Origin of the sequence: Pseudomonas sp. PDNC002 (genome assembly GCF_016919445.1) — a bacterium.
Classification (GTDB): Bacteria; Pseudomonadota; Gammaproteobacteria; order Pseudomonadales; family Pseudomonadaceae; genus Pseudomonas.
Genome location: NZ_CP070356.1, coordinates 5257114 through 5282399 on the forward strand (window position 1 = coordinate 5257114; position 25286 = coordinate 5282399).

28 protein-coding genes and 1 pseudogene are annotated in these 25286 nt (G+C 63.3%); 4 read left to right on the plus strand and 25 right to left on the minus strand.

Annotation, left to right across the window (positions count from 1 at the left end; translation table 11 throughout):
• Nucleotides 1-4: 4 nt before the first annotated feature.
• From JVX91_RS23660 to JVX91_RS23675, 4 genes are all read right to left on the minus strand, one after another.
• The gene (locus JVX91_RS23660) at nucleotides 5-640 is read right to left on the minus strand and encodes a response regulator transcription factor (RefSeq protein WP_205336529.1); all 636 of its coding nucleotides are present in this window, start codon (nucleotides 638-640) and stop codon (nucleotides 5-7) included.
• A gap of 152 nt (nucleotides 641-792) precedes the next feature.
• Nucleotides 793-1605 carry an OmpA family protein gene (locus tag JVX91_RS23665; protein ID WP_205336530.1) on the minus strand — a complete coding sequence of 271 codons (813 nt, stop codon included), beginning with the start codon at nucleotides 1603-1605 and terminating at the stop codon, nucleotides 793-795.
• On the minus strand, nucleotides 1602-1961 hold the full coding sequence (locus tag JVX91_RS23670) for a DUF4398 domain-containing protein (protein WP_205336531.1): 360 nt from the start codon (nucleotides 1959-1961) through the stop codon (nucleotides 1602-1604). Before JVX91_RS23670 ends, JVX91_RS23665 begins: the two co-directional genes overlap by 4 nt.
• Nucleotides 1962-1974: 13 nt before the next feature.
• Entirely contained in the window at nucleotides 1975-2784 is an 810-nt protein-coding gene (locus tag JVX91_RS23675; RefSeq protein WP_240201788.1) for a transporter substrate-binding domain-containing protein, read from the minus strand.
• A gap of 115 nt (nucleotides 2785-2899) precedes the next feature.
• On the opposite strand from JVX91_RS23675, the gene JVX91_RS23680 reads away from it, so the two are divergent.
• A complete protein-coding gene (locus tag JVX91_RS23680; protein ID WP_205336533.1) occupies nucleotides 2900-3850 on the plus strand; it encodes an alpha/beta hydrolase in 951 nt (316 codons plus the stop codon).
• A 66-nt stretch (nucleotides 3851-3916) separates the two neighbouring features.
• On the opposite strand, the gene fabV is transcribed toward JVX91_RS23680, so the two are convergent.
• The 3 genes from fabV to JVX91_RS23695 all read right to left on the minus strand — a co-directional run bounded on the left by fabV (nucleotide 3917) and on the right by JVX91_RS23695 (nucleotide 7005).
• On the minus strand, nucleotides 3917-5113 hold the full coding sequence (gene fabV, locus JVX91_RS23685) for an enoyl-ACP reductase FabV (RefSeq protein WP_205336534.1): 1197 nt from the start codon (nucleotides 5111-5113) through the stop codon (nucleotides 3917-3919).
• 213 nt (nucleotides 5114-5326) lie between these two features.
• Nucleotides 5327-6256, minus strand: coding sequence for an FAD-binding protein (locus JVX91_RS23690; RefSeq protein WP_205336535.1), 930 nt, complete (start codon nucleotides 6254-6256; stop codon nucleotides 5327-5329).
• The gene (locus tag JVX91_RS23695) at nucleotides 6256-7005 is read right to left on the minus strand and encodes an electron transfer flavoprotein subunit beta/FixA family protein (RefSeq protein ID WP_026078867.1); all 750 of its coding nucleotides are present in this window, start codon (nucleotides 7003-7005) and stop codon (nucleotides 6256-6258) included. The genes JVX91_RS23690 and JVX91_RS23695 overlap by 1 nt, the downstream gene beginning before the upstream one ends.
• A 310-nt stretch (nucleotides 7006-7315) precedes the next feature.
• On the opposite strand from JVX91_RS23695, the gene JVX91_RS23700 reads away from it, so the two are divergent.
• On the plus strand, nucleotides 7316-9004 hold the full coding sequence (locus JVX91_RS23700) for an electron transfer flavoprotein-ubiquinone oxidoreductase (protein WP_205336536.1): 1689 nt from the start codon (nucleotides 7316-7318) through the stop codon (nucleotides 9002-9004).
• A gap of 107 nt (nucleotides 9005-9111) precedes the next feature.
• On the opposite strand, the gene JVX91_RS23705 is transcribed toward JVX91_RS23700, so the two are convergent.
• The 5 genes and pseudogenes from JVX91_RS23705 to JVX91_RS23725 all read right to left on the minus strand — a co-directional run bounded on the left by JVX91_RS23705 (nucleotide 9112) and on the right by JVX91_RS23725 (nucleotide 12966).
• The gene (locus JVX91_RS23705) at nucleotides 9112-9672 is read right to left on the minus strand and encodes a DUF1285 domain-containing protein (RefSeq protein WP_205336537.1); all 561 of its coding nucleotides are present in this window, start codon (nucleotides 9670-9672) and stop codon (nucleotides 9112-9114) included.
• Nucleotides 9669-10280: a DUF4823 domain-containing protein gene (locus JVX91_RS23710; RefSeq protein WP_205336538.1), complete on the minus strand. Its 612-nt coding sequence runs from the start codon at nucleotides 10278-10280 to the stop codon at nucleotides 9669-9671. The genes JVX91_RS23705 and JVX91_RS23710 overlap by 4 nt, the downstream gene beginning before the upstream one ends.
• Before the next feature lie 64 nt (nucleotides 10281-10344).
• Nucleotides 10345-11238 (minus strand): annotated as a pseudogene (locus JVX91_RS23715) (radical SAM protein).
• A 26-nt stretch (nucleotides 11239-11264) separates the two neighbouring features.
• Nucleotides 11265-12233 carry a radical SAM protein gene (locus tag JVX91_RS23720; RefSeq protein ID WP_205336539.1) on the minus strand — a complete coding sequence of 323 codons (969 nt, stop codon included), beginning with the start codon at nucleotides 12231-12233 and terminating at the stop codon, nucleotides 11265-11267.
• 94 nt (nucleotides 12234-12327) lie between these two features.
• A complete protein-coding gene (locus tag JVX91_RS23725; RefSeq protein WP_045211585.1) occupies nucleotides 12328-12966 on the minus strand; it encodes a TetR/AcrR family transcriptional regulator in 639 nt (212 codons plus the stop codon).
• A gap of 84 nt (nucleotides 12967-13050) precedes the next feature.
• Between JVX91_RS23725 and JVX91_RS23730 the strand changes: the two genes are divergently transcribed.
• Nucleotides 13051-14184, plus strand: a complete 1134-nt coding sequence (locus tag JVX91_RS23730; RefSeq protein ID WP_205336540.1) for an aminotransferase class V-fold PLP-dependent enzyme — start codon at nucleotides 13051-13053, stop codon at nucleotides 14182-14184.
• A gap of 264 nt (nucleotides 14185-14448) precedes the next feature.
• Here the strand turns inward: JVX91_RS23730 and JVX91_RS23735 are convergent, their stop codons facing one another.
• The 13 genes from JVX91_RS23735 to JVX91_RS23795 form a co-directional block, all read right to left on the minus strand.
• Nucleotides 14449-15225, minus strand: a complete 777-nt coding sequence (locus JVX91_RS23735) for a TatD family hydrolase (protein ID WP_205336541.1) — start codon at nucleotides 15223-15225, stop codon at nucleotides 14449-14451.
• Nucleotides 15226-15313: 88 nt separating this feature from the next.
• Entirely contained in the window at nucleotides 15314-15670 is a 357-nt protein-coding gene (locus JVX91_RS23740) for a PilZ domain-containing protein (protein ID WP_009621447.1), read from the minus strand.
• 36 nt (nucleotides 15671-15706) lie between these two features.
• Nucleotides 15707-16693, minus strand: coding sequence for a DNA polymerase III subunit delta' (locus JVX91_RS23745; protein ID WP_205336542.1), 987 nt, complete (start codon nucleotides 16691-16693; stop codon nucleotides 15707-15709).
• Complete coding sequence (gene tmk, locus JVX91_RS23750) at nucleotides 16686-17318, minus strand: dTMP kinase (RefSeq protein ID WP_205336543.1); 633 nt, start codon at nucleotides 17316-17318, stop codon at nucleotides 16686-16688. The genes JVX91_RS23745 and tmk overlap by 8 nt, the downstream gene beginning before the upstream one ends.
• 25 nt (nucleotides 17319-17343) lie before the next feature.
• A complete protein-coding gene (gene mltG / locus JVX91_RS23755) occupies nucleotides 17344-18435 on the minus strand; it encodes an endolytic transglycosylase MltG (RefSeq protein ID WP_205336544.1) in 1092 nt (363 codons plus the stop codon).
• A gap of 6 nt (nucleotides 18436-18441) precedes the next feature.
• A complete protein-coding gene (pabC, locus tag JVX91_RS23760) occupies nucleotides 18442-19257 on the minus strand; it encodes an aminodeoxychorismate lyase (protein ID WP_205336545.1) in 816 nt (271 codons plus the stop codon).
• On the minus strand, nucleotides 19257-20501 hold the full coding sequence (fabF, locus tag JVX91_RS23765; RefSeq protein WP_205336546.1) for a beta-ketoacyl-ACP synthase II: 1245 nt from the start codon (nucleotides 20499-20501) through the stop codon (nucleotides 19257-19259). The genes pabC and fabF overlap by 1 nt, the downstream gene beginning before the upstream one ends.
• Before the next feature lie 118 nt (nucleotides 20502-20619).
• The gene (gene acpP, locus JVX91_RS23770; RefSeq protein WP_015477931.1) at nucleotides 20620-20856 is read right to left on the minus strand and encodes an acyl carrier protein; all 237 of its coding nucleotides are present in this window, start codon (nucleotides 20854-20856) and stop codon (nucleotides 20620-20622) included.
• 191 nt (nucleotides 20857-21047) lie between these two features.
• Nucleotides 21048-21791, minus strand: a complete 744-nt coding sequence (gene fabG, locus JVX91_RS23775; RefSeq protein ID WP_037014455.1) for a 3-oxoacyl-ACP reductase FabG — start codon at nucleotides 21789-21791, stop codon at nucleotides 21048-21050.
• Nucleotides 21792-21805: 14 nt separating this feature from the next.
• Entirely contained in the window at nucleotides 21806-22744 is a 939-nt protein-coding gene (gene fabD / locus JVX91_RS23780) for an ACP S-malonyltransferase (RefSeq protein ID WP_205336547.1), read from the minus strand.
• Nucleotides 22745-22848: 104 nt separating this feature from the next.
• On the minus strand, nucleotides 22849-23826 hold the full coding sequence (gene plsX / locus JVX91_RS23785) for a phosphate acyltransferase PlsX (protein ID WP_240201789.1): 978 nt from the start codon (nucleotides 23824-23826) through the stop codon (nucleotides 22849-22851).
• Nucleotides 23827-23859: 33 nt separating this feature from the next.
• The gene (gene rpmF, locus JVX91_RS23790; protein WP_184586892.1) at nucleotides 23860-24042 is read right to left on the minus strand and encodes a 50S ribosomal protein L32; all 183 of its coding nucleotides are present in this window, start codon (nucleotides 24040-24042) and stop codon (nucleotides 23860-23862) included.
• Nucleotides 24043-24055: 13 nt separating this feature from the next.
• Nucleotides 24056-24586 (minus strand): YceD family protein, encoded by a 531-nt coding sequence (locus JVX91_RS23795; RefSeq protein WP_205336549.1) that lies wholly within the window; start codon nucleotides 24584-24586, stop codon nucleotides 24056-24058.
• 112 nt (nucleotides 24587-24698) lie between these two features.
• Between JVX91_RS23795 and JVX91_RS23800 the strand changes: the two genes are divergently transcribed.
• Complete coding sequence (locus tag JVX91_RS23800; RefSeq protein ID WP_205336550.1) at nucleotides 24699-25277, plus strand: nucleoside triphosphate pyrophosphatase; 579 nt, start codon at nucleotides 24699-24701, stop codon at nucleotides 25275-25277.
• Nucleotides 25278-25286: the final 9 nt, after the last annotated feature.

Genomic DNA, 25286 nt, shown 5'->3' on the forward strand with positions numbered 1-25286 from the left:
CCATTCAGATCTCCCCCAGCCAATCCAGCAGACCTACAGCCACCAATTGCGCATCGGTGTTGAGGCCGAGCTTGAGCATGGCATTGCGCTTGTGGGTGCTGATGGTGGAGACGCTGCGATTGGTTCGCTCGGCGATCTCGCCCACCGTGGCACCGTGGGCCAGCCGACGGATGATGTCGATTTCCGTCGGGCTCAACGGGCGGCCGGTATGTCGCGGCTGACGGAGCATGGGGTCGATGTAGGTCTCCCCCTTGGCCAGCCGCGCGAACGCCTCGTCCAGCAGATTCAGCGAGTGACGCTTGCAGATATACCCCACTGCACCGCACTTCACCGCCGCCGCTGCCAGCAACGGCGCCCCCATGATCGAATAGACCAGGATGCGCACATCGGGATGATGCCGGCGCACCCACTCGATCAGGTGCACGCCATCGCGCCCGCGGGAACCGGGCAGCGCCAGCTCGATAATGGCCAGGTCGACGTCCGGATTGGCGTTGAGCGCCTCCAGCAAGCTGTCCGTATCGCTGACGAAGGCCTTGACCTGCGCCAGTCGGTGCTCAGGTAGGTAATGCTGTAGACCCCAGCCGATCATCGGTTGCGGGTCAGCCACTATCACATTCGGAAGTTTCTTTTCAGAAGGCATCGATTTCTCTCGTTTACTGCGCCCCTAATGGGGATTAGTCGCACCTCGCCATTTTCGCCAAGGTGCCACTCGAAGGATTTCGAGATGCCATAAAGAAAAGCCCCGGAACGGTCGGTTCAGGGGCTTTTCATTTGTCGGAATGTTTCGCGGGATCAGCGTGCGGCGCCGAGTTGGCCCTTCTCGTCGGAGAACACGATTTCCACTCGACGATTCTGCGCACGCCCCAGCGACGAAGCGTTGTCCGAGATCGGATAAGCCTCGCCGTAGCCCTGCACCTGGATGCGCTTGTCGTCCACGCCCAGGTCGCTCAGCGCATCGGCCACCGCCTGCGCGCGGTCCTTGGACAACTGCAGGTTCTGCTCGCGATCACCCTCGGCGTCGGTGTAACCCTCGATGCGGATCACCCGGCGCGGGTTGAGCTGGAGGAACTGAACCACCTTGAGCACGGTGCGGTTGGCGGCCGGCTTGAGGTCGGCCTCGCCGCTGTCGAACAGCACGTCGCCGAGGGTCAGCACCAGGCCGCGCTCAGTTTCGTTGGTGGCCAGGCTGACCATCTGCTGCTCCAGCCACTTGCTCTGCTCCTGCACGTTGAGCAGGCGCGCCTCGCGCATCGCCAATTGCAGACGCTCACGCTCCAGCTGCTGCTTGGCCAGGCGCTCCTGGTTCAGCGCCAGGTTGCTGTGCTCGCGGGCGATCTCGCTGTAGCGCTGGCTGAGGTAGGAATACTGCAGCACGTCGTCGCTGCTGCCCCAGTAGTTGGACAAGCGCTCGGCGCGGGCCAGGGACTCGCCGGCGCGAATCACATCCTTGGGCGCGCTGCGCAGCACGGAGGAGTCTTCCCTCACCGCCTGGAACTGGGTGCGCGCCTGCTCCAGGGACTTTTCACTGAGCTGGCTATTGGCGCAACCAGCGAGCAGGACCGCACTCGCCAGGGCAGTCAGGCGCAACAGTTGCACGGGAGTCATTGCACTTCTCCCAACTGTTTACGCAGACGGTTGATGCTTTTGCCCTGCTCTGCCAGTTGCTCCGCGCTCTTGCGCGTCAGAACCTTGGCCTCGGCCAGGCGCGCATCGAGCTCGGCCTGTTCGGCCAGTTGCCGGGCCTTCTTGTTCGAGCCGACCGCCAGGGCGCCCTTGGCCGCCTGGTACTTGTCGTCGGCGAGCTTAAGCTCGGCCACGTCATCGGTCGCACCCACGGCCTTGGCCTGTTCCAGCGCCTGTTCGGTGAGGCGCATCTGCTCATTGGGTGCCGGGTCGTTCGTCGCACAGCCGGCCAATGCAAACAAAGCCAGGCCGGCGACCATCATCCGTCGCTTGATCACGAAATCTGTTGTCCTACTGGGTGGGAGTGCCGGCGGGCCGCAGTTGCTGCGCCTTCCAGCGGGCCAGGTTGTCCTGCAGCAGACGCTGAGGGACCCCGGCGGCGGTCAATTCTGTCATCTTTTTCGCCAGTTGTCCGCGCAGCCACGGGTCGTTGCAGACCGAGTTGTGCGCGACGGTCAGGTACAGACCTTCACTGGAGACCGGCGGTTCCAGGGGCTGGAGATCGTCGGCCATGCCGAGGGTATCGGCGACGGCCAGGCCGGGATAGTGCTCGTAGATCACATAATCCGAGCGCTTGAGCAGCAGTTTCTGAAAGGCCTGGGTCAGGCTGGGCACCTCTTCCAGCGTCAACTGCTCCTTGGCGAAGGTGTCGAAGTCCGGGCCGAAGCTGTTGTTCACCAGGGTTCCGCCTTTCAGACCTTTCAGGTCGTCCCGCCCGGCATAGGCCACGGTCGCGTCCTTGCGCATCCAGATCACGTTGTCGGTGATCAGGAAGGCGGGATGGATGTAGTCCATGGTTTCCAGGCGCGGCGGCGTGAGGAAAGCGCCGGCGATGAGATCGATGCGCCCCAGACGCGCTTCTTCCTGCGCACGCGCCCAGGAGCCGGTGTAGATGACCCGGATGTTCACGCCGATCGCCTTGCCGATCTGCTCCAGCAGGTCGGCGTTGGCGCCGATCAGCCGCTCCGGTTGCGCCGGGTCGCGCCACAGGTAGGGGGGATACTCCGGATTGCCGGTCGCCACCAGTCGTTCGCACTTGCCAGCCGCGATGCCGGCCAGGGGAATCGAGAAAGTCACCAGCAGAAGAGCCGCACGCAGCATCCTAGAACATTCACGCATCGGTAGTCTCGCTTGCCAGAAGAAAGAACGGCCATGCTTAGAGCCGCAAAATGCTAGCGTAAAGCACCCCGCCCTGATTTTGTAATAAGGACTTCTCATGAAGAAAGCCCTTCTGGCCCTTCTCCTGCTGATAGCCGTCGCCGCTGGCATCCTGTACGCCTTCCCGTCCACGCTGCTGGCCACCGCGCAGTACGTCGAAAGCGCACGCGCCAGGCTTTCGACCCACAGCCTCCAGGTGGACGACCTGGATATCACCTATTACGAGGGCGGCCCCGACAAGGCGCAGACCATCCTGCTGATCCACGGCTTCGGCGCCGACAAGAGCAACTGGCCGCGCTTCGCCCGCTTCCTCACCAAGGATTACCACGTCATCGCCGTCGACCTGCCCGGCTTCGGCGACAGCAGCAAACCCGCGAACATCAGCTACGACGTCGGCACCCAGGCCGAGCGCCTGGCCAACTTCATGCGCGAACTGGGTATTGGACGCTTCCATGTCGTCGGCAATTCCATGGGTGGACATATCGCGGCATTGCTCGCCGCACGTCATCCGCAGGAAGTGCTGTCGGTCGGCCTGTTCGACAATGCCGGGGTCACCGCCCCGCACCAGAGCGAACTGTTCGAGCGCCTGACCAAGGGCGAGGACAACCCACTGGTGCTGCGCAAGGTGGAAGACTTCCCCGCCCTGCTCGATTTCGTCTTCGTTCAGCAACCGCCGCTACCTTCGCGACTGCGCGTTTACCTGGCCGAACGCTCCCTGGAGCGCAGTGCCTTCAACGGCATGGTCTTCCAGCAATTGCGCGAGCGCTACATCCCGCTGGAGCCGGAGTTGCCGAAGATCACCGCGCCTACCCTGCTGCTCTGGGGCGACCGTGATCGCGTACTGGATGTCTCCAGCATCGAGGTGATGAAACCGCTGCTGAAGAAGCCCAGCGTGGCCATCCTGCGCGATTGCGGCCATGTGCCGATGATCGAGCGCCCAGAGGAAACCGCGCGCCTCTACCTGGACTTCCTCCAGCAGAATCACGCGCCGGTTGCCGCGGCCAACTGAGTCGGTATCGCGGATGCAGAAACGGCGCCTTGGGGCGCCGTTTCTGTTGGTGCAAAGAGCCAGGACTCAGAGCTGGATCAGATTGGGAATCTGCACGTCCGGATTGACGTCCTGCTCGTAGTCGACGCCGGCGATCTCGAAGCCGAACAGACGCAGGAACTCGGTCTTGTAGCCGGTGAAGTCGGTCAGCTGGTACAGGTTCTCGTTGGTCACCTTGTCCCACAGGTCCTTCACGGTGTCCTGCACGTCCGGCTGCAGTTCCTTGTAGTCGGCACGCAGGCGGCCATCGGCGTCCAGGTGCGGCTCGGAGCCGTACAGGCTTTCGCGGAACAGGCCGTCGACCTGCTCGATGCAGCCTTCGTGGGTGCCCTTCTCCTTCATCACCTTGAACAGCAGCGACAGGTACAGCGGCATCATCGGGATAGCCGAACTGGCCTGGGTAACCACGGCTTTCAGTACGGAAACACGGGCGTCGCCACCGGTGACCGCCAGTTTCTCGCGAATGCCCAGGACCTTCTGGTCCAGGTCCTTCTTGGCGGCGCCGATAGAGCCGTTCCAGTACAGGTCGTGGGTGATCTCTTCGCCCAGGTAGGTGAAGGCGGTGGTCTTGGCGCCGTCGGCCAGTACGCCGGCTTCCTGCAGGGCATCGATCCACATCTGCCAGTCTTCGCCGCCCATCACCGCCACGGTATTGGCGATTTCGGCGTCGGTGGCCGGCTCCATCACGCTTTCCTTGATCACTTCCTTGTCGGTGTCCAGACCACGGAAGTTGACGGTCTTGCCGACCGGCTTGAGCACGGAGTTGAAGACCTCGCCGGTCTTCGGATGGGTACGGCGCGGCGCGGCCAGGCTGTAGACGACCAGGTCGACCTTGCCCAGGTCCTGCTTGATGGTCTCGATGGTGACGTTCTTCACTTCATCGGAGAAGGCGTCGCCGTTGATGCTGCGCGCATACAGCCCTTTGGCCTTGGCGAACTTCTCGAAGGCAGCGGAGTTGTACCAGCCGGCAGTGCCCGCCTTGGTCTCGCTGCCCGGGCGCTCGAAGAACACGCCCAGGGTGTCGGCGCCAGCGCCAAAGGCGGCGCTGATGCGCGCGGCCAGGCCGTAGCCGGTGGACGAACCGATTACCAGGACCTTCTTCGGACCGTTGGCGATGGGGCCATGCGCCTCGACGTACTCGATCTGTTCCTTGACGTTGGCTTCGCAGCCGGTCGGGTGGGTAGTGACGCAGATGAAGCCACGCACGCGCGGTTTGATGATCATGAAAACCTCGGTAGCAGGTGTCGTTGAAACACGTTCAGGAACAGGAGACGTCGCGCATTGTAGATGAGACACCTTCGTCCGGGGACGAATCGGCAAAGTTTCGTGACCAATGGGTCATCGGCGCGGCGTAACAGTTCTTTCCGGAGGAAAATCAAGGGCCTGAAATGAAAGAACCCGCTACGAGAGCGGGTTCCTTCAACGAGAGGATCGGGCTTAGACGGCCTTTTCCAGCTCCGGTACGGCTTCGAACAGATCGGCGACCAGGCCGTAGTCGGCGACCTGGAAGATCGGTGCCTCTTCGTCCTTGTTGATCGCGACGATCACTTTCGAGTCCTTCATGCCCGCCAGGTGCTGGATGGCGCCGGAGATGCCGACGGCCACGTACAGCTGCGGAGCAACGATCTTGCCGGTCTGGCCGACCTGCATGTCGTTCGGCACGAAGCCGGCGTCAACGGCGGCGCGGGAAGCACCGACGGCAGCGCCCAGCTTGTCAGCCAGGGAGTAGAGGATCTTGAAGTTGTCGCCATTGCCCATGCCGCGGCCGCCGGATACGACGATCTTGGCAGCGGTCAGTTCCGGACGGTCGGACTTGGCCAGTTCTTCGCCAACGAAGGCGGACTTGCCGGCATCGGCCGGGCCGGAAACGGCTTCAACAGCGGCGGAGCCACCTTCGGCAGCAACGGCGTCGAAACCGGTGCCACGAACGGTGATCACTTTCACGGCAGCCGAGGACTGCACGGTAGCGATGGCGTTACCGGCGTAGATCGGGCGCTTGAAGGTGTCGGCGCTGACGACTTCGATGATCTCGGAGATCTGGTCGACGTCCAGCAGGGCGGCAACGCGCGGCAGGAAGTTCTTGCCGTTGGTGGTGGCCGGAGCCAGCACGTGGCTATAACCCTTGCCCAGCTCAGCGATCAGCGGAGCAACGTTCTCCGGCAGCTGGTGAGCGTAGGCGGCGTTGTCGGCGACCAGCACCTTGGCAACACCAGCGATCTTGGCAGCGGCTTCAGCCACGCCACCGACGTTCTGGCCAGCGACCAGCACGGCGATGTCGCCACCAATCTTCTGCGCCGCAGCGACAGTGTTCAGAGTGGCAGCGCCCAGTGCGCCGTTGTTGTGCTCAGCGATTACCAGGATAGCCATCAGATTACTTTCGCCTCGTTCTTCAGTTTCTCGACCAGTTCGGCAACGGACTTGACCTTGATGCCAGCGCTACGGGCAGCCGGAGCTTCGACTTTCACGGTCTTCACGGTGGAAGCGGTGGAAACGCCCAGGGCGTCCGGGGTCACCACGTCCAGCGGCTTTTTCTTCGCTTTCATGATGTTCGGCAGCGACGCGTAGCGCGGCTCGTTCAGGCGCAGGTCGGTGGTGACGATCGCCGGCAGGTTCAGGGCAACGGTCTGCAGGCCGCCGTCGATTTCACGGGTGACGTTGACCTTGTCGCCAGCGACTTCGACCTTGGAGGCGAAGGTGCCTTGGGCGTAGCCAGTCAGCGCGGCCAGCATCTGGCCGGTCTGGTTGTTGTCGCTGTCGATGGCCTGCTTGCCGAGGATGACCAGCTGCGGCTGCTCTTTGTCGACCAGGGCTTTCAGCGACTTGGCGATGGCCAGGGAGCTCAGCTCTTCGTTGGTTTCAACGAGGATGGCGCGATCAGCACCCAGAGCCAGTGCGGTACGCAGTTGCTCCTGGGCAGCGGTCGGGCCGACGGAGACCGCAACGATCTCGGTGACGACGCCTTTCTCTTTCAGGCGGACGGCCTCTTCCACGGCGATTTCGCAGAAGGGGTTCATGGACATTTTGACGTTGGCGAGATCGACGCCGGAGTTGTCCGCCTTGACGCGGACCTTGACGTTATAGTCAACCACTCGTTTGACAGCTACAAGAACCTTCATGGATTCCTCGTTTTTCTCCGGTGAATAGGAATGTCGCCAGACAGGCCTGGCCGGTAGTGCACGCCATCTGCGACTACATCCAGCGCAACGCGACCGCAAAACCGCAGGTATCTTGACCGCATCGACCGGGCGGGTCAATACACGAAAATACCCCTTTATAAGCCGCGGACCCCGATTCTATCAGGGTTACGCGCGATTCAAACAAACGTTTGTATTGTGGTAGATAAAGGGTTTAGATATAGCAACAGGTCTAGCTATAATGCGCCCCGCTCTTACTGGGTGGGGGCACGCCCAACCCAATACCTACAAAATGCCCAGAGCCTTGATTCAGGAGAGATCGATAGTGGAACGCGAATTTATGGAATTCGACGTCGTCATCGTCGGCGCCGGCCCTGCCGGTCTGTCCGCCGCATGCCGACTGAAACAGAAGGCCGCCGACGCCGGTCAGGAAATCAGCGTCTGTGTGGTCGAGAAGGGTTCCGAAGTGGGCGCCCACATTCTCTCCGGCGCCGTGTTCGAGCCCCGCGCACTGAACGAGCTGTTCCCCAACTGGAAGGAGCTCGAGGCGCCGCTGAACACCCCGGTCAAGCGCGACGACATCTATGTACTGAAGAACGCGGAAAGTGCGGCCAAGGTGCCGAACTTCTTCGTTCCCAAGACCATGCACAACGAAGGCAACTACATCATCTCCCTGGGCAACCTGTGCCGCTGGCTGGCCCAGCAGGCCGAAGGCCTGGGCGTCGAGATCTACCCGGGCTTCGCCGCCCAGGAAGCGCTGATCGACGAGAATGGCGTGGTGCGCGGCATTGTCACCGGTGACCTGGGCGTCGACCGCGAAGGCAATCCGAAAGAGGGTTACTACACCCCGGGCATGGAACTGCGCGCCAAGTACACCCTGTTCGCCGAAGGCTGCCGTGGCCACATCGGCAAACAACTGATCAAGAAGTACAAGCTCGACAGCGAAGCCGACGCCCAGCACTACGGCATCGGCATCAAGGAAATCTGGGACATCGACCCGGCCAAGCACGAGCAAGGCCTGGTGGTACACACCGCCGGCTGGCCGCTGAACGATGACAACCCGGGCGGTTCCTTCCTCTACCACCTGGAGAACAACCAGGTAGTAGTGGGCCTGATCATCGACCTGTCCTACACCAACCCGCACCTGTCGCCGTTCGACGAGTTCCAGCGCTACAAGCACCACCCGGTGGTCAAGCAGTACCTGGAAGGCGGCAAGCGCGTGGCTTATGGCGCTCGCGCCATCTGCAAGGGCGGCCTGAACTCGCTGCCGAAGATGGTCTTCCCGGGCGGCGCGCTGATCGGTTGCGACCTGGGCACCCTGAACTTCGCCAAGATCAAGGGCAGCCACACCGCCATGAAGTCCGGCATGCTCGCCGCAGACTCCGTGGCCGAAGCCCTGTTCGCCGGCCGCGAAGGCGGCGACCTGCTGAACAACTACGTCGATGCCTTCAAGGGCAGTTGGCTGTACGACGAGCTGTTCCGCAGCCGTAACTTCGGGCCGGCGATGCACAAGTTCGGCGCCATCGGTGGCGGTGCGTTCAACTTCATCGACCAGAACATCTTCGGCGGCAAGATTCCGTTCACCCTTCACGATACGACCCCGGACTACGCGACCCTGAAGAAGGCCAGCGAAGCGCCGAAGATCGATTATCCGAAGCCGGACGGCAAACTCAGCTTCGACAAGCTGTCCTCGGTGTTCCTGTCCAACACCAACCACGAGGAAGACCAGCCGATCCACCTGAAGCTGGCCGACCCGAGCATCCCGGTTGGCAAGAACCTGCCGCTCTACGACGAGCCTGCGCAGCGTTACTGCCCGGCCGGCGTGTACGAAGTGGTGAGCAACGACGACGGCAGCAAGCGCTTCCAGATCAACGCCCAGAACTGCGTACACTGCAAGACCTGCGACATCAAGGACCCGGCCCAGAACATCACCTGGGTAGCCCCGGAAGGTACCGGCGGTCCGAACTACCCCAACATGTAACTGCGTTGGCGGTAATGAAAAAGGCTCCCTCGGGAGCCTTTTTCTTTTGTGCGACGCGCGTGTAGCGAAGATCGATCCGAACTACCGGACGCGTCCTGACCATCAGGTCACGGCTGCGGAGCGATAGGGAAGAACTCCCCCGAACTCCAGACACCCAGCCACTCTACCCCGTCGATCTCCCGCGAAACCGCCAGCTCTACCAGTTGGTAGAACACATTGCGGTGAATCAGCGCCTCCAGGTTCACCCGCACCAGCACATAGGGCGACGGCTCCTGGGTCTGCGGGTCCAGCTCGACGCGGATGGGATGCTCGGCATCGGCCACCACCTCGTCGTCGACATTGGTGGTGAAGCGCAGCACCTGCTGCTCCCCCTCGCCTTCCACCGCCAGCGTCACCGCCACGAACGGCGCGTCATCCACGGTGATACCGCATTTCTCCACCGGCGTGACCAGGAAATAGTCATCGCCATCGCGGCGGATGATGGTGGAAAACAGCCGCACCATCGGCTTGCGCCCGATCGGCGTACCCAGGTAGTACCAGGTACCGTCGCGCGCGATGCGCATGTCGATGTCGCCGCAGCAATCCGGATTCCACAGGTGCACCGGCGGCAGCCCCTTGCTGGCGGGAATCTGCGCCAGCAGGTCGCCGGCCTTTGCGGGATCGGTCATTGGAACTCCTCTCGTGTCTTCACCCCCAGCAAGCTGCGGGCGTAGTCTTCCAGCGGTGGCCCGAGCAGGTCGTCGGGCTTGGCATCATAGAATGTCAGAAAACCGCCGCGACTACGGATGGTGGCACTGTCCACCAGATAACGGTTGTCCGTCTCGATCAGCATCACCTGGATCACGCTGCGGTCTCGGCCCACGGCGTTATCCGTATCTTCGTACTCTTCGTAGGTGCCGACATTGTCCTCTCCACGGGCGAAGCGCGTATACAGCAGATAATTGGCGCCCGCCGCGCGCGCTTCCTGCATCGCGCCTTCCAGGCCGAGCGGACTCTTGGCACGGCGCACCAGCGGGAAGTATTCGACAAAACCCTTGAAGGTCTCCTCGGCCACCACGTTGGGGCGCGCATACGGATGGCCCGGCGGCACGAATGGCCCCTGGGCGATATAGATGAAGGAATCCTGCTGCAGGCGCCAGTTGGTCGTCCGGCGGGTCTGGCTGTGGTCGAGGAAGCCCGAATCGCGCAGGTAGTAGTCGGCGCCATCGGCCATATCGCTGGGCTTCATGCAGCCGCCCAGGGCAGCGAAGGCAAGGATCAACATCAGGTAGCGCATGCAAAGTCTCCGTAGCCGGCGACGAAAAACCGGCATTCCGGCAGGCAATGCAGCTTCCGCGCCATCACAGGCCGCGCTGCCATTCCTGGCGCAGGTGCGCGCGCTGCGGCTGCTCGATGGCCTGGCGAACCTGAGCCAGCAATTTCGCCTTGTCCGCGCCCAATGTGCCCTTGAGGACGAGGTAATTGGACGCATGATCGCTGCGGAACACCGTATCGCGGAGCTCCAGGCCGCTCAGCAGGCGCTCGACCTCAACGAACAGTTCAGCCTGGGACAGCGGCTCGAAGTCCGGGAAGCCTGCGCGGTAGCGCTCCTCGCCGGTCGGGAAGCTCACCACCAGGGTGGAAAGGAATTCCGGCTGCGCCTCGTTCATCAGGCGCGCCGAGTTGTCGGCGTGCTGGGCGCTCAGGGTGCTGCCGCCCAGGCCGTTGAGAACCATCACCGAGCGCTTGATCCCCGCCTCGCCAAGCTTGTTCAGGGCATCCAGCGTCGAGGCATAGGTCTCGCCCTAATTCACCCGTGCGAGCACTTCGTCGTCGCCGGACTCGGCGCCCACATAGGCCATGCGCAGGCCGGCATCGGCCAGTTCCTTCAGTTCATCCACCGACTTCTTGCGCAGGTTACGCGGCAGGCAGTAGCTGGAGACGCGGTCCACCTCGGGCATGTGCTCGCGGATTGCACGCAGAATGTTGAGCAGGCGTCGCGTCGGCAACACCAGCGCATCGCCGTCGGCGAGGAACACCCGCTGAACGATCAGGCGCTCGCCACAGCGGCGAATCTCCTCTAGCACCTCCGCCTCGTCGCGGGCGCGGAATTTCTTCTGCGGCTGCGTGTACATCTCACAGAAGCCGCACTGGTTCCAGGAACAGCCGTTGGTGACGGGAAGAATGAGCGAGTGTGCTTCGCTCGGCGGCCGGAACACCGGCTCGATATAGGAAATGGGGAATTCGTTGGGCATGGGCTAATCAGGTCTGGGGGGCGGTCTCAGCCGCCGATGATCTTCATGATGGTGACGCCGCCGGAGAACGCGACTTCCTGCTTGTCCGCCAGGGCACGCACCAGCAGCCGCTGCAGGGCCGGGAGCGCCTGATGGCGCGGCTTGTCCAGCAGATCGCCGACATAATGGCGATTGCTCGACGACAGGCAACCGTGCAGCCAGCCGGTGGAGGACAGGCGCAGGCGCGAGCAGGTCCGGCAGAACGGCACGCTCTCGTTGGCGATCACGCCAAAGAAACCCTGCCCCGGCACTTCATAGCGAATGGCCGTGGCATCCACCGGCGCATCGGCCTGGATATAGGGATGGCGTTCGCCGATCAGCTCCAGCAGCTCCTGCAAGCTGACGAACTGCTGGTGGAAGCCGTTCGGGTCGTGGGCCAGGTGGCCCATGCGCATCAGCTCGATGAAACGCAGCTCGAAGCCGTGCTCCAGGCAGTAGTCCAGCAGCGGCACTACCTGGTCGAGGTTCTGCCCACGCAGCGGGACCATGTTGAGCTTGATCTTCAGGCCCGCCGCACGGGCCTCGTCGAGCCCCTTGAGCACCGTAGCCAAATCGCCGCCACGGGCAATGCGCCGGAAGGCGTCGGCATCCAGGGTGTCGAGGGAAACATTGAGACGGCGGATGCCGCAGTCCAGCAGCAGCGGCAGCTTCTTCGACAGCAACTGGCCGTTGGTGGTGATGGCGATGTCCTGCAGCCCGAGACGACTGACGCCATGCAGGAAGGCATCGAGCTTGGGACTGACCAGCGGCTCGCCGCCAGTGACGCGCAGGCGTTCGATGCCGGCGGCCTCGATCAGGTAGGCGACCCCACGCACCAACGACTCGGCGGAGAGTTCGTCCTGCGCCGCGACCAGACGCTTGCCGTCCGGCACGCAGTAGGTGCAGGCGTAGTTGCAGGCGGCGGTCAGGCTGACGCGAAGATTGCGGAAGCGCCTGCCCTGGCGGTCGACGATCATGCTCGGCTCCGATGGAGATCACTCACACAAGTATATCCCCACCGGCACCACAAGCCCTGTCGCGCGAGCGACGATGGACTGCGCGAATATCGACTCAGGCGGCAGGCGTATCGCCGTCGCGCTTGCGCTTGTTGCCCATGCGCACGCCGATGTCCATCAGGAACTGGAAGAAGCCTTCCTGATCCTCCAGCACTTCGCGCCAGAACGGCGAGTGGTACAGCGCCACTGCGCCATGCACCAGCGCCCAGGCCGCGCAGTAGTGGAAGTAGGCTGGCACGTCTTCCAGCTTGCCCGCCGCGATGCGTTCCTTGATCAGCTGGCTCAGGCGCTCGAAGTTGGACTCGCGGATCTTGTGCAGCTCCTCGACCATCTCCGGGACCTGGCTGGTCTTCACCACCTTCTCTTCCAGGCGGTCGAACAGGCGGTAGCGCTGCGGGTCGCGCATGCGGAACTCGAAGTAGGCGCGCGACAGGCGCTCCTTGTCGCGGGCGACGTCTTCGGAGTGGAACAGGTCGGCCAGATCGCGCTCGTAGTCCAGCATCAGGCGCAGGTAGATCTCCGCCTTGGACTTGAAGTGCTTGTAGATGGTGCCTTTGCCGATACCCACGGCATCGGCGATCATTTCGACCGTGACGCTGTCTTCGCCCTGTTCAAGGAACAGCTTGAGGGCGGTGTCGAGGATTTCCTGTTCGCGACGACGGAATTCGCGAACCTTGCGCGGCTCTTTCTGCATAAAAAGACTGTTCGGTCAAAAATAGTCAAAATTCGAAGCCGCGTATTATGCCTATTCAGCGCCAAATTGCACGGATCATCCGACATGATTAGCTTTTCTTCCGAGTTTCCCCACCATCCCGGCCTGCGCTACCTCAACCACGCGGCCGTGGCGCCCTGGCCCAAACGCGCCGCGGATGCCGTGGCGGCCTTCGCCCGGGAGAACATCCTGCAGGGTGCCCGTGACTACCCGCAGTGGCTGACGATCGAGAAGCGCCTGCGCGAGCGCCTGATGCGCCTGGTGAATGCCCAGACCACCGGAGACATCGCCCTGGTGAAGAACACGTCCGAGGCGCTGTCCTTCGTCGCCTTCGGCCTGGACTGGCGCGCCGGCGACCAGGTGGTAATCAGCGACCAGGAGTTCCCTTCCAACCGAATCGTTTGGGAAGCGCTGAAACCACGCGGCGTGGAAGTCGTCCGGGTGAGCCTGGACGGCGATGACCCGGAAGGCGACCTGCTGGCTGCCTGCACACCCCGCACGCGCCTGCTGTCGATCAGCGCCGTGCAGTACGCCAGCGGCCTGCGCATGGATCTGGAGCGCCTCGGCGCAGGCTGCCGCCAGCGCGGCGTGCTGTACTGCATCGATGCCATCCAGCAATTGGGCGCCCTGCCCTTCGACGTCCAGGCCTACGACAGCGCCTTCGCCATGGCCGACGGCCACAAGTGGATGCTCGGCCCGGAAGGCCTGGGCATGTTCTATTGCCGCGCCGCCGAGCGCGAGCAACTGGCCCTGCAGGAGTACGGCTGGCACATGCTGGAAAACGCCGGCAACTACGACCTGGCCGACTGGCAACCGGCGCGCAGCGCGCGGCGATTCGAGTGCGGCAGCCCGAACATGCTTGGAGCCGTGGCACTGGAAGCCAGTTTGAGCCTGCTGGAAGATGTCGGCATGGCAACGGTGGGCGAACTGGTCCAGGCGCGCATCCAGCAACTGCATGACGGACTTGGCCGCATCAGTGGAGCCTCATTGCACAGCCCGCTGGACCCAGCGCGCCGCGCCGGCATCCTGACGTTCTGCCTGGCCGGCTGGGACAATGCCCGTCTGCTGGAGCGCCTGCGCGCCGAGCAGGTGGTGTGCATCCAGCGTGGCGCCGGCATCCGCCTCTCGCCGCACTTCTACACCAGCGAGGCGGTGATCGAGGAAACGCTGAGGCTGATTGCCGGTCTGGCACGGGAATGAAGCAGGCCGGGCCGAGAAAGCTGCTCAGCCCGGTGTGATGTATTCCAAATCCGTTTAAAAAACCGACGTCACCCTGTGGCAAGCGCGGCATCTTGACCAATACTTGAAGATACCGGTGCGCGGCATCTCCCCCCAAGTGCCCCGCCGGTGAAGGTACCGAGGATCGCGTACCTTATTGTTACACTCCTAATGGTCTTGACCCGGATTCATCCCCCAGAACCCGGGTTTTTTTTGCGCGTAATAAAAGTATCAGCGCCGACGCAATCAGCTCGCTAGCGGGAACAGCCGGCGGAAGTTGGCGGTGGTCTGCTCCGCCAGAGTCTCGAAACTCACACCACGCAGCACGGCCAGGTACTCGGCCACTTCACGCACGTATTCGGGCAGGTTTGGCTTGCCGCGATAGGGAACAGGGGCGAGATAGGGCGAATCGGTCTCCACCAGCAGGCGGTCCGCCGGCACCTGGCGCGCCACGTCGCGCAGTTGCTCGGCATTGCGGAAGGTGACGATGCCCGACAGCGAGATGTAGAAGCCGATATCCAGCGCCGCCTTGGCCATCTCCCAGTCCTCGGTGAAGCAGTGCAGCACGCCGGCTTGCGGCAGCGCCGCCTCGCGCAGCAGCGCCAGGGTATCGGCGCGCGCCTCGCGGGTATGCACGATGACCGGCTTGCCGGTGACCTTGGCGGCCTCCAGGTGCAGGCGGAAGGCGTCCTGCTGCAGTTCGGCGGCTTCGGGCTCGTAGTGATAGTCCAGGCCGGTCTCGCCGATGGCCACCACGCGCGGATGATTCAGTTCGCCCAGCAGCCAGTCCAGCGCCGGTGCGGCGCCCGGTTCCAGGTCCAGCGGGTGAACGCCGACCGAGCAGTGCACGTCGGCGTAGCGGTCGGCCAGGTCCTTCACCGCCTTGGCGTTGTCCGCGCTGACGCCGATGCACAGGAACTGGCTGACGCCGCGCGCGCGGGCAGCGTCCAGCGCAGCATCCAGCGACCCGTCGTGGGCAGCGAGATCGAGACGATCGAGGTGGCAGTGGGAATCGACCAGCATGAAAACTTTCTCCGGAAAATGACGAAGCGCCCCTCAGGGCGCTTCGTGTTTGCAGCCTGTACAGGCTGCCAATCTTACATGGTGTGAGCTACATGGTATGGGTCGGGCGGTCCGACTTCAGCGCGCCGGCAAGGTAGGTCTCGATCTTGTTGCGCGCGGTGTTGTCGCCATCGTTGAACTGCACGCCGATACCAGCGGCGCGGTTGCCCTGGGCGCCCTTCGGGGTGATCCAGACCACCTTGCCGGCGACCGGGATCTTCTCCGGCTCGTCCATCAGGTTGAGCAGCATGAAGACCTCGTCGCCCAGCTTGTAGGTCTTGTTGGTCGGAATGAACAGCCCACCGTTGCGGATGAACGGCATGTAGGCGGCATACAGCACGGATTTGTCCTTGATGGTCAGGGACAGGATTCCGTTACGCGGACCCAGATTTGGTGGCAAGCTCATTCAGCTGTCCTGGCAGATTCTTCCAATGCGCGGATTCTAGCCCGGCCCGGGGAGACTTGCCCACTGTACGAGCAAGGCTTCGAGAAGCAAGGCACGGTTGAGGTTGGCTTTGTTGAGGACTTTCTGCCGCTGCGCGAGCAACCAGTCCTGAAACGCCAGCACCTTGGGCTGCGACGATTTCTCCGCAAGGTACTGCACCACCTTGCGCATATCGGTGAGGCCAAGCCCCTCCTCGTCGCGTGCCAACTGGTAGCGCAGGGTCAGTAACGCCCAATCGCAGAACCAGTCGAACAGTATCGGCAAGGGTATCGCGTTCCAACCTTCCGCCAGCTGACTTGGGGCAACCTGCTGCTTGAGCAGCTTCTTCACCCCGTCCACCACCAGCGCTCGCTGTTCGCGCACGCCCTGCCCCTGCAGGCGCAGCGCGGTGAGCGGCGAGCCGCCAGCCAGAACCAGCAGTTCGTCCAGCGCTTCCGCCGATTGATCCGGCAGCGCACCGGCCAGCCACGCGCGACTTTCCTGCGCAGTCGGTTGCGGGCAGGCCTGCTGCACGCAGCGACTCTTGATGGTCGGCAACAGGCGGCTGGGTTGATGACTGATCAGCAACAGCACGGTATCGCCGGAGGGCTCCTCCAGGCTCTTGAGCAATGCGTTGGCGGCATTGAGGTTCATCGCCTCGGCGGGCTCCAGCAGCACCACCTTGCGTCCGCCCAACTGAGCGGTCTGCACCACGAAGCCCACCAGCTCGCGCACCTGGTCGACACGGATCGGCTTCTCCGGCTCTTCAGGCTCCAGCAGGAAGTAGTCCGGATGCGTGCCGGCGGCCAGCAGCATGCACGCCTTGCACTGTCCGCACGCCTTGCCGCCCTCGGGCCGCTGGCACAGCAGGAAGTGCACCAGGTTGTCCGCCAGGACGCGCTTGCCGATACCGGCCGGACCGTGCAGCAGATAGGCATGAGCGTGCCGCGGACGACTACTGAGTTGTCGCCAGAGGCCCTGCTGCCAGGGATAGATATCAGCCATTCAGGCGCTCCAGCAGGGTCGGCAATAGTCGGTCCAGATCACCCTGCACCTCGGCCAGCGACTGCGCGGCATCGAGGATGTGATACCGCGCAGGCTCGGCGCGGGCGCGGTCGAGATAGGTATTACGCACCGCCTCGAAGAAGGCACGGCCTTCCTGCTCGAAGCGATCCAGCCGGCCACGGGCGGCCGCGCGGGACAGGCCAATTTCCACCGGCAGGTCGAACACCAGGGTCAGGTTCGGGCGCAGACCGCCCTGGACGAAGCTTTCCAGCTGAGCAATGCGCTCTACCGGCAAGCCACGGCCACCGCCCTGGTAGGCGTAGGTCGCATCGGTGAAGCGATCACAGAGGACCACGGCGCCACGCTCAAGGGCAGGACGAATCACCTGGGCGATGTGTTGGGCACGGGCAGCGAAGACCAGCAACAGCTCGGTATCCGCCGCCATTTTCTCATCGCTGGGAGCCAGGAGCAGTTCACGGATGCGCTCGGCCAGCGGCGTACCACCGGGCTCACGGGTCAACTGGACTTCGATGCCGCGCTCGCGCAGGCGCTCGGCCAGGTACTCGCGATTGGTGCTCTTGCCCGCGCCTTCGGGGCCTTCCAGGGTGATGAACAGGCCGGTCACTCGGCTCTCTCCTTGTATTGTCGGGCTACTGCGCTGCCGGCGTATCGGCAGGCGCGTCCGGTGCGGGCGTCGACGCCGGCGACGGGATGGGCGTCGGACTGGAGCGGTAGTCGGCGCGGCGCTTGATCTGGAACTCCTGGACGGCCTTGTTGTGGTCGTCGAGGTTGTCGGAGAAAGTGTGGCTACCATCGCCGCGGGCGACGAAGTACAGGCTTTGCCCCGGCGCGGGATTGAGCGCCGCGTGGATCGCTTCGCGACCAGGCAGCGCAATGGGCGTCGGCGGCAGGCCGGCGACCACATAGGTGTTGTAGGGAGTGGGCGTGCGCAGGTCGGCACGGGTGATCTTGCCCGCGTAGCGCTCGCCCATGCCGTAGATGACGGTCGGATCGGTCTGCAGCAGCATGTTCTTCTGCAGGCGGCGCACGAAGACACCCGCGATCTGGCCGCGTTCCTGCGGCACGCCGGTTTCCTTCTCCACCAGCGAAGCCATGATCAACGCCTGGTAGGAATCCTTGTAGGGCAGGTCGTCGCTGCGCTTGTCCCACTCTTCGGCAAGGATGCTGTCCATGCGCTGATAGGCGTGCTTGAGGATATCGATGTCCTTGGTGCCACGGACGAAGCGGTAGGTGTCGGGGAAGAAGCGGCCTTCCGGGAACACGCCGGGCTTACCGAGCTTCGCCATGACCTCGGCATCACTCACGCCATTGAGGGTCTGGTCCAGCTTGGGCTGGCGGGCGAGCAGCTCACGCACCTGGTGGAAATTCCAACCTTCGACCAGGGTCAAGCCGTACTGCACGACATCGCCCTCGCGCCACAGGTCGAGCAACTGGGCAGCCGTCATGCCGGGCGTCAGGCGGTACTCGCCGCTGTGCAGCGCTTCGCCAGCCAGGTTGAAGCGCCAGTACAGGCGCAGCCAGAAGCCGCCGTGCAGGACGTCTTCGTCCTCCAGGCGGGTCAGCAGGCGGCCGGGGGTGGCACCGCTGGGAGCGTCCAGCAGGCGCTCTTCGGTCAGCTGGAGCGGCTGCTGCAGCGCACGGTGCTGCTCCCAGGCCGCCAGACCGAGCAGGAGCCCGGCCAGTAGCAGGCCGCCTTCCAGCAGCACCAGCAATTTGCGCATCACGTATCAGAAATCCAGAAGTTCGCGGAGTTGGCCCTGCAGTTTACGGGTCAGTGGCCCGACCGGCCAAGCACACTCGGCAACGCCGCGCACCGGCCAGATACCGTAGAGACTGTTGCAGAGAAAGACCTCGTCGGCCTGCGCCAGTTCGCTGTGCTCGATATCACGGACGATGACCGGCAAACCCAGGTCGCGCGCGCGCTCGATGATTTCCGCGCGCATCACGCCAGCGACGCCGCAGCGACTGAGCTCGGCGGTGATCAGCTCACCACGCCTCACCAGGAACAGGTTGCTGAACACTCCCTCGACGATCCGCCCGGAAACATCGCGCATCAATCCTTCGGCGAAGGCCGGGTCGCTCCATTCGGCGCGAGCCAGGACCTGCTCCAGGCGATTGAGGTGCTTGAGACCGGCCAGCAGCGGTTGCTCGGCCAGGCGGGTCGCGCAAGGGAAAAGCGTCACACCCTCTTCCCGGTTCTTCGCCGGGTAGGCCGGCGCAGCCGAGGCCAGCAGCAGACGCCGCACCTGGGCATCGGCCTGTGGCGCATAGCCACGCGCGCCATCGCCACGGGTCAGGATCAGCTTGGCGACGCCATCGCCGAGCAAGGCGGAAAAACGCAGGAGTTCATCTTCGAAGAGATCGAGGGAGACCGGCAGGGACAGGCGGCGAACGCCCTCCTCCAGCCTCGCCTGATGGCGTGCCAGCAGGCGCGGACGGCCTGCGGACACGCGGATGGTCTCGAACAGCCCGTCGCCGTAAGCCAGCCCGCGATCACGCGCGGACAGGGCCTCGGCGTTCTGGCCGTCGATCCAGCTCAACATCAGCCGTGGAACCGGCGGAACACCAGGGAACCGTTGGTGCCACCGAAGCCGAAGGAGTTGGACAGGGCGACGTCGATCGGACGTTCCTTGGCCTGATGGGCGACCAGGTCGAGGTCGCAACCTTCGTCGGGGTTGTCCAGGTTGATGGTCGGCGGAGCGACCTGATCACGCAGCGCGAGGACGCAGAAGATCGCCTCGACCGCACCGGCAGCGCCCAGCAGGTGGCCGGTCATGGACTTGGTGGAGCTCATCGACAGCTTGTGGGCGTGGTCGCCGAAGATCGACTTCACCGCGGCGATTTCCGCCACGTCGCCAGCCGGCGTGGAGGTGCCGTGAGCGTTGATGTAGTCGACCTGCTCGGCGTTCAGCCCGGCGTCACGTAGCGCGGCCTTCATGCAGCGCGCGGCACCGGCACCGTCTTCCGGCGGAGCGGTCATGTGGAAGGCATCGCCGCTCATGCCGAAGCCGACGACTTCAGCGTAGATGCGCGCGCCACGAGCCTTGGCGTGCTCGAGTTCTTCCAGGACCAGGGAACCGGCACCATCGGACAGCACGAAGCCGTCACGATCCTTGTCCCACGGACGGCTGGCCTTGGTCGGCTCGTCGTTGCGGGTGGACAGCGCGCGGGCTGCGCCAAAACCGCCCAGACCAAGACCGCAGGCCGCCATCTCGGCGCCGCCGGCGACCATTACGTCAGCGTCGCCATAAGCGATGTTGCGTGCGGCCATGCCGATGTTGTGGGTACCGGTGGTGCAAGCCGTGGTGATTGCGTAGTTGGGCCCCTGCAGACCAAGGTTGATCGACAGGAATCCGGAAACCATGTTGATGACCGAACCGGGCACGAAGAACGGCGAGATGCGCCGCGGGCCCTGCTCGAACAGCGAGCGACAGGTGTTTTCGATGTTGGTCAGACCGCCGATGCCCGAACCGATGGCAACGCCGATGCGTTCACGGTTGGCGTCGGTGACTTCCAGACCGGAGTCGCGCACCGCCTGATAGCTGGCGGCAAGGCCGTACTGGATGAACAGGTCGAGTTTGCGAGCTTCCTTGGCGGACATGTATTGCTCGACATCGAACCCCTTCACCGAGCCGCCGAAGCGGGTGGAAAAGGCGGACAGGTCCATGTGTTCGATCGGGGCGATACCGCTGCGCCCGGCGAGAATGCCTTCCCAACTGCTCGGCACATCCACACCCAGGGGCGACAACATACCCATGCCGGTGATGACGACGCGTCTACGCGACACTGTGACTTCCTCTCATACGTTTCACGGCAATAACGCCGGCTGATGCCGGCGTTAAAGAAAAGCCGCACGCCTTTGCAGGCCGTGCGGCTTCTTTCGTCGGGGAACCGACGACTACGTCTTATGCCTGGTGGGCAACGATGTAGTCGATGGCTTCCTGAACGGTGGTGATCTTTTCGGCTTGCTCGTCGGGGATTTCGGTCTCGAATTCCTCTTCCAGAGCCATCACCAGCTCAACGGTGTCAAGGGAGTCGGCGCCCAGGTCTTCGACGAAGGAAGCGCTGTTGGTAACCTCTTCTTCCTTAACGCCGAGTTGCTCAGCAACGATCTTCTTAACGCGTTCTTCGATGGTGCTCATACCTTGTTTTCACTCCTATGGACAATCCGTACAGCTGGGCTGCGGGTAAGTGTATAGAAAGGGTTTTCTGCATTTCAAGCTGAACGCTGACGCCCCTTCCCGGCAATCCAGATGCTTTGTCTATTCCAGCGTCACAACGCTTGGAGAATTTAGACAGCGCATAGGACATCGCCACGAAGGAACACGTCACATCAACTCATGTACATTCCGCCATTCACCGGTACCGTGGCACCCGTTACATAAGCTGCGCCCTCGGAAGCGAGGAATGCTACCACTTTGGCGATCTCTTCGGCTTGTCCCAGTCGACCCAGCGGAATCTGGCCGAGCAGCGCTTCACGCTGGGCTTCCGGCAGTTCACGGGTCATGTCGGTATCGATGAAGCCCGGAGCGACCGCGTTGACAGTGATAGCACGGGAACCGACTTCGCGCGCCAGCGCGCGGGTAAAGCCTTCCAGACCGGCCTTCGCGGCAGCGTAGTTGGTCTGCCCGGCATTGCCCATGGCACCGACCACGGAGCCGATATTGATGATGCGACCCCAGCGCGCCTTGGTCATGCCGCGCAGCACGGCTTTCGACAGACGGTAGAGGCTGTTGAGGTTGGTATTGACCACGTCGAACCACTCGTCGTCTTTCATGCGCATCAGCAGGTTATCGCGCGTGATGCCGGCGTTATTGACGACGATGGCCGGGGCACCGGACTCTTTCTGAATCGCTTCGACGACGGCGGTCACCGACTCGTCGTTGGAGACGTCCAGCACCATGCCCGAACCCTGGATGCCATTTTCCTTCAGGTACTCGGAAATCTTCTGTGCGCCGGACTCGCTGGTGGCGGTGCCAACCACGGTGGCACCCATGCGACCCAGTTCCAGTGCGATGGCCTGGCCAATACCACGGCTCGCGCCGGTAACCAGGGCAACCTTACCTTGCAGACTCATGCCTTATCTCCTGTTCAAGCCAGAGCCGCGCGGGCCGCACCGAAGGCGTCCGCGGAGTCCAGATTGTGGGTGGTCACGCCCTTGGCGCAACGCTTGTTCAAACCTGCCAGCACCTTGCCCGGACCGCACTCGACCAGATCGGTGATGCCCTTCTCGGCCAGCAGCTGGACGCTCTCGACCCAACGGACCGGGCTGTACAGCTGCGCCAACAGGTCGCGCTTGAGCGCGGCCAGGTCAGCCGGAACCTGGGCGGTGACGTTCTGCACCAGGGCGATCTGCGGCATCTGCCACTGAACAGCCTCGACAGCCTCGGCGAAACGCTCAGCAGCCGGGCGCATCAGCTCGCAGTGCGACGGCACACTGACCGGCAGCGCTACGGCGCGTTTGGCGCCACGAGCCTTGCAGCCCTCGATGGCACGCTCGACAGCCTTGGCCGCGCCGGCGATCACCACCTGGCCCGGCGCGTTGAAGTTCACGGCGCTGACCACTTCACCCTGGGCCGCTTCGGCGCAGGCTGCCAGCACGTCGGCGTCTTCCAGGCCGAGGATGGCGGCCATGCCACCGGTACCAGCCGGGACGGCTTCCTGCATCAGTTGACCGCGGCGCTCTACCAGCTTCACTGCATCAGCGAATGCCAGGCTGCCGGCGGCGACCAGCGCGGAATACTCGCCCAGGCTGTGGCCGGCGACGTAGGCCGGCTGCACACCACCTTCGGCCTGCCACAGGCGCCACAGAGCGATGGAGGCAGTGAGGATGGCGGGCTGGGTCTTGTCGGTCTGGTTCAGGCGCTCTTCCGGGCCTTCCTGTACCAGGGCCCAAAGGTCATAACCCAGGGCGGCGGAAGCTTCGGCGAAGGTATCGCGCACGATGGCGTGTTGAGCACCCAGCTCGGCGAGCATGCCGAGCGACTGCGAACCTTGACCGGGGAATACGAAGGCGAGGGATGCGGACATTGCAACAGGTCCCTTTTGTCTGTGTCGTCAAATGGATAACGCCGGCGAGAGCCTGGCGCATTGAACTGACAGTTGGATGACGGTCTGACGACCGCGGTCACACATTAGAGCAGATGTTCCAGGCGACCATGCAGTCGCTGGGGCAGATTCTCGCGAACTTCCAGCAGCGCGCGGCGCAAGGCGCTCTGGATGCCCTCCTCTTTCGCACTGCCGTGACTCTTCACCACGATGCCCTGCAAACCCAGGAAACTCGCGCCATTGTGCTGGGATGGCGTGAGGTCGCCGCGCAGGCGCCGGAGGAACGGCATCGCCATCAGGCCAACCGCCCTGGCCGGCAGGCTGGAATTGAACAACTCTTCCAGACGCGCCGCGACCATCGCCGCCAATCCCTCACTGGACTTGAGCAGGATGTTGCCGACGAATCCGTCGCAGACCACCACATCGGCCAGACCACGATAAAGACCATCGCCTTCTATGTAGCCGATGTAGTTCACGCCGCGCGCCTGCTGCAGGAGACTGGCCGCCAGCTTCACCTGCTGGTTGCCCTTGATGTCTTCGGTACCGACGTTCAGCAGCGCGACCCTGGGATTGCTCTTGCCCAACGCTTCGGCCGCCACGGCGCCCATCACGGCGAACTGGTAGAGGTGCTCGGCACTGCAGTCGACGTTGGCGCCCAGGTCCAGCAGATGGCAATGGCCGGTCTGCGTCGGAACGGCAGTGACCATCGCAGGGCGATCGATGCCGGGCAACGTCTTGAGCAGATAACGGGACAGCGCCATCAGGGCACCGGTATTGCCGGCACTGACGCAGGCATGGGCCTTGCCATCACGAACCAGCTCGAGGGCAACACGCATGGAAGAATCGGGCTTGCCACGCAACGCCTGGGACGGACGCTCGTCCATCGTGATGACTTCACTGGCAGGGTGGACATGAAGACGCTGACGCTCGACCGGGGACAGTCCGCGCAGGTGTTCTTCGATCAGATGAGCTTGGCCGACAAGGACCAGCTGGAGGGAGGAATACTCGGCCAGAAAGGAAATGCAGGCCGGAACAATGCAGTGGGGACCGTAGTCCCCACCCATTGCATCAATCGCGATGATTGGTGCGGACAAAGATTACTCGTCAGAGCCTTTGTCTACGACCTTGCGGCCGCGATAGAAACCGTCCGGGGAGACGTGGTGGCGCAGGTGAACTTCACCGGTGCTCTTTTCCACGGACAGAGCGCTCGCGTCCAGGGCATCGTGCGAACGACGCATGTCACGAGCGGAACGGGATTTTTTGTTCTGCTGAACAGCCATGATTGATTAACTCCTAAACGTTTGGGTCACGCTTCAACTGCGCCAGTACGCTGAACGGGTTTGGCCGCTCTTCGACGTTCTCGCTCGGCTCGGGCGCTGTAGCGTATCCCACCGGCTGCTGGCAATCCTCAGGGTCATGGACCGGCACGATGGGCAAGGCGAGCAGCAACTCGTCCTCGGCCAGCGAGGTCAGGTCGATGGGGTCATCCCCCACTTCCAGCGCATCGTAGCCATTGGGCAGATCATCGATCGACTTGCCTTCCGGAATGATGACGTAATCGTACGCACCACCCACATGGAAGTTAGCCGGCTCGAGACAGCGCTGGCATACCATGCTCACCTCGGCGTCGAGTTCGACGTGCATGACCGCCAGTTTCTGCTCGTCACGGAAGAAAGAAAACTTCGCGTGGACATCGCCGTCACTGCTGGTCAGTTGCTCGCTGAGACGTGCCATCTTGGCGATCGGCAGCACACCCTCGAGGGTGGCGGCGCGCTCTACCAGTTTGCGCGGATCAACGTGAGGTGGTATCGGTCCATTCAACATAAGCGCGCCATTATAGGGATGCACCTGAAGCTGTCAAAGGAAATTAGCCATAAACCGCTGTATGGACAGCCCTTTTCGCTAGAATCGCCATGACGCTCCACAGGAATATTCCATGCTACCCCTGATCCTCGCTTCCAGCTCACCCTACCGTCGCGAACTGCTGCAGCGCCTGCGCCTGCCCTTCGAATGCGCCAGCCCCGACATTGATGAAACTCCGCACCCCGACGAAAGCGCCGCTCACTTGGTACGCCGACTGGCCGAGAGCAAAGCGCGCGCCCTGAGCGAACGCTACCCCGACCATCTGATTATCGGCTCGGACCAGGCTGCGGTGAATGGCGATCAAATCCTCGGCAAGCCGCACAACATCGAACGCGCCACGGAGCAATTGAAAGCCGCCAGCGGCAAGAGCGTCAGCTTCCTGACCGGACTTTGCCTGCTGAACAGCCAGAGCGGTGAAGCCCGGGTCGATTGCGTCCCCTTCACCGTGCACTTCCGCGAACTCGACGAAGCACGCATTCGCCGCTACCTGGAGGCCGAACAACCCTTCGACTGCGCCGGCAGCTTCAAGGCCGAGGGCCTGGGCGTCAGCCTGTTCCGCGCGACCGAAGGTGAAGATGCCACCAGCCTGGTCGGCCTGCCGTTGATCCGCCTGGTGGACATGCTGCTCGCCGAGCAGGTGCCCGTCCCCTAAAAAAGAAAG